Annotated in this window: 2 protein-coding genes; both read right to left on the bottom strand. The window is 43.4% G+C overall.

All coding sequences use genetic code 11. The features are described 5' to 3' along the window. Nucleotides 1–1,441, bottom strand: a 1,441-nt coding sequence (locus tag IEV85_RS24625) for a c-type cytochrome (RefSeq protein WP_188467929.1), incomplete at its 3' end; no start/stop codon positions are given. Nucleotides 1,442–1,506: 65 nt separating this feature from the next. After that, the coding region (locus IEV85_RS24630; RefSeq protein WP_188467930.1) for a heavy metal translocating P-type ATPase at nucleotides 1,507–3,209 on the bottom strand (1,703 nt) is incomplete at its 5' end.

Here is a 3,209-nt window from a genome sequence, read left to right on the forward strand (position 1 = left end):
AGTGGTCATGCAACCAGAACCCTACAAAGGCCAGGACGATTACTGCCACCAGCGAAATCATTCCTTCCATGATCTCCCGGTTTTTACCGCTTATACCAATCACCCAATCGGAGAAAAACCATCCGGCAACTCCTAACAACATGGCGGTTATCCACCCTCCGTGTACCCAGGGTATAGCCTTTTTTAGTCCTGATGAACGAATAAGAGCCAGAATGAGGGCCAGGATCAAAAATGCTTCCAGCCCCTCTCGCAACATAATTGAAGCTGACAATGCAAATGACAGCCAATAATTAAGCTTTTTGTCCTGCATCATTTCCTCTGCCTGCCGCAGCATGGCAAGACCAGTATCAATTTCCTTCTCAACTTGTGCTTTATCACCTTTATTTTCAATTATCTCACGTATCTCAAACATTTGCTGCTCCAGGCTGGCTGTAAAAGCGGGAGCATTGGCCTTTAGCCTTGCCTCCGAAGGCTCAATACCTTCCAGGTAAGCTGCCAGGGCATCTTCACGTGCAGAGGAGTACCTGCCGGAAGTATAATTTTGCAAGGCACTTTTTAAATAATTCCTTGCTTTGTCAAGCGAATATTTTTGTGCATTATCTCCGGGAGATTGTGTTCTCAGTGCGGTTAGCAACAACTCTGGGTCAGCACTATCATTATTGCTCAGACGTTTGACCAATTCCACATCGGAAAGGGTAGCCACCTCCTCCAAATTCACTGCATTGTTTGCCTGATCAAACTTCTGTTGCAGCTCGCTATTTTTGTCAGCTTGAGGTGTAAAGCGGAGGGCTTTTATATAAAATGCCAAATCCCAAATCTCTTTATCGGATAAGGTGGCAAAACTCTGCATGGCAGTGCCTTCCACACCCAGTTTTATCGTGTTATATGCCTGAAAGGACGAGATTTCCTGCATCAGGGTATCGTTGAGAAAATTGGTAGGAGCTGGTTTTAAGCCAGCTGCCAACTTACCGTCTCCCGCTCCATTCACTCCATGGCAGGGTGTGCAATGCTGTACATATAAGCTTTTTCCGTTTTTGAGATCAGGCCATACCAGGGGAGCCGTTTTAAGACCGGTAGTTTTGATAATATCTTGTCTGGTCTGCTGGGCTAAGTTATAAATACTTTGATGCGGAGCTTTTTTTTCAATTTGGCTTCCTAATTCTTTTAACTGTGACAGAATAAGCAGCTTGTTATCCTGCGGCAGATTACTTTCTTCAATGAGTACATACACTTTATCACTGAATTCCTGCATTTCAGCAAACTCTGCTTCATCTATAACTTGCCCGTTTTGTACAGCTGCGGTATAGTCTCTTGAAATGTAATCCAGCAAATGAATGGTGGTTCGCAGGCTACTATCATCCTTGCTTGCCATTACGTTATACGGAAAAATACAAAGCAGTACACCTACCGTAAAAAATGTATATAATGAGTTTCTTATCATCTATTTAGTCCTTTAAAACCTCTCTAATTACATTTAGCTATCTGTTAAACACACTACAATTTGGTTTAAAACTTCATTTTCTGGATTCTGATAGCATTCAGAATAGCCAGAAAGGCCACACCTACATCTGCAAACACGGCTTCCCACAAAGATGCTAAACCTATGGCTCCCAGGATCATCATTATTAATTTTACCCCGAAGGCCAGGGCAATATTCTGCCAGACCACCTTACGTGTAGATCTACCTATTTTTATAGCCCTTGCAATCTTTGAAGGCTGATCTGTCTGGATGACCACATCGGCCGTTTCAATCGCCACATCACTTCCGAGCCCACCCATGGCTATGCCCACATCACTGACTGCCAAAACGGGTGCATCGTTGATCCCGTCACCCACAAAAGCAATGCTGGCTGATGGATCTTTCTTCATTTCCTCTACCTCATGAAGCTTATCCTCCGGTAACAAACCGCCTTTGGCTTGTTCTAAGCCCAATTCGTTTCCAATTTTTTCAGTAATAGAAGGCTTGTCGCCCGACAGCATAATGATTTTCTTAATGCCGGCATTATGCATTTGTCTTACAGCTTCTACCGCATCTTCTTTCAGTTGGTCGGCAATGGTAACATAGCCGGAAAATTGATCATCAATGGCGATCATCACGATAGATTCAACGATGGTATCTGTCTCCGATGGGACATCAATGCCATGAGCTGTCATTAATGCTTTATTGCCTACTAAAACCGTTTTATGATTGACTTTACCTTTTAACCCCTTTCCTGCTATTTCGCTTACCTCAGAACCTGTATGATTCTGCCCATTTAATTCATACTCCATTATGGCACGGGCAATCGGGTGGGTCGACTGCTCCTCCAGGGCCAATAGATAGGACATCATTTCATTTTCGGAAATAGCTACTGGTTTGATTTCTTTGATCTTAAACACCCCTTTGGTAACGGTGCCTGTTTTATCCATAACCACTGTATTTACTTTAGTTATGGCATCAAGAAATGAGGCTCCCTTAAACAGGATACCGTTTCTTGAGGCCGCACCTAATCCACCGAAATAGCCCAGTGGAATAGAAATTACCAATGCACAGGGACAAGAAATTACCAGGAAGATAAGTGCTCTGTATAACCAATCCTGGAATACGTAATTATCTACAAAAAAATAGGGGAGAACGGTGAGGCAGATGGCAAGAAATACCACGATAGGGGTATATACCCGGGCAAATTTTCTGATAAAAAGCTCCGTTTTTGATTTCCTTGCCGTGGCATTTTGTACCATATCCAATATCCGGGCAATGGAGCTGTCGTTAAATTCTTTGGTTGTTTCCAGTTCTATTACGCCTTCAAGGTTGATGCTGCCCGCAAAAACTTTATCTTCTTTATATATGGTGTCGGGCTTACTTTCCCCTGTGATGGCTGCCGTATTGACGCTGGCCTTTTCAGACAAAAGGATGCCGTCCAAAGGAATTTTTTCTCCTGTTCGCACCTGAACTTTTTCCCCGATATGCACCGTTTCCGGGTTTACCTCTACAAAATCATTGTCTTTATATACTAAAGCAATATTAGGCCGCACATCGAGTAAGGCCTTTATATTGCCTTTAGCCCGTTTCACCGCAGCATTTTGAAACAGTTCACCTACCGCATAAAACAACATCACGGCTACACCTTCCGGGTATTCACCTATGGCAAACGCTCCTAATGTAGCAATGGACATCAGGAAGAATTCAGTGAAAAAATCACCTTTCCTGATGCTTTCCCAGCCTTCTT

This window comes from Marivirga lumbricoides, from assembly GCF_014636295.1.
Taxonomy (GTDB): domain Bacteria; phylum Bacteroidota; class Bacteroidia; order Cytophagales; family Cyclobacteriaceae; genus Marivirga; species Marivirga lumbricoides.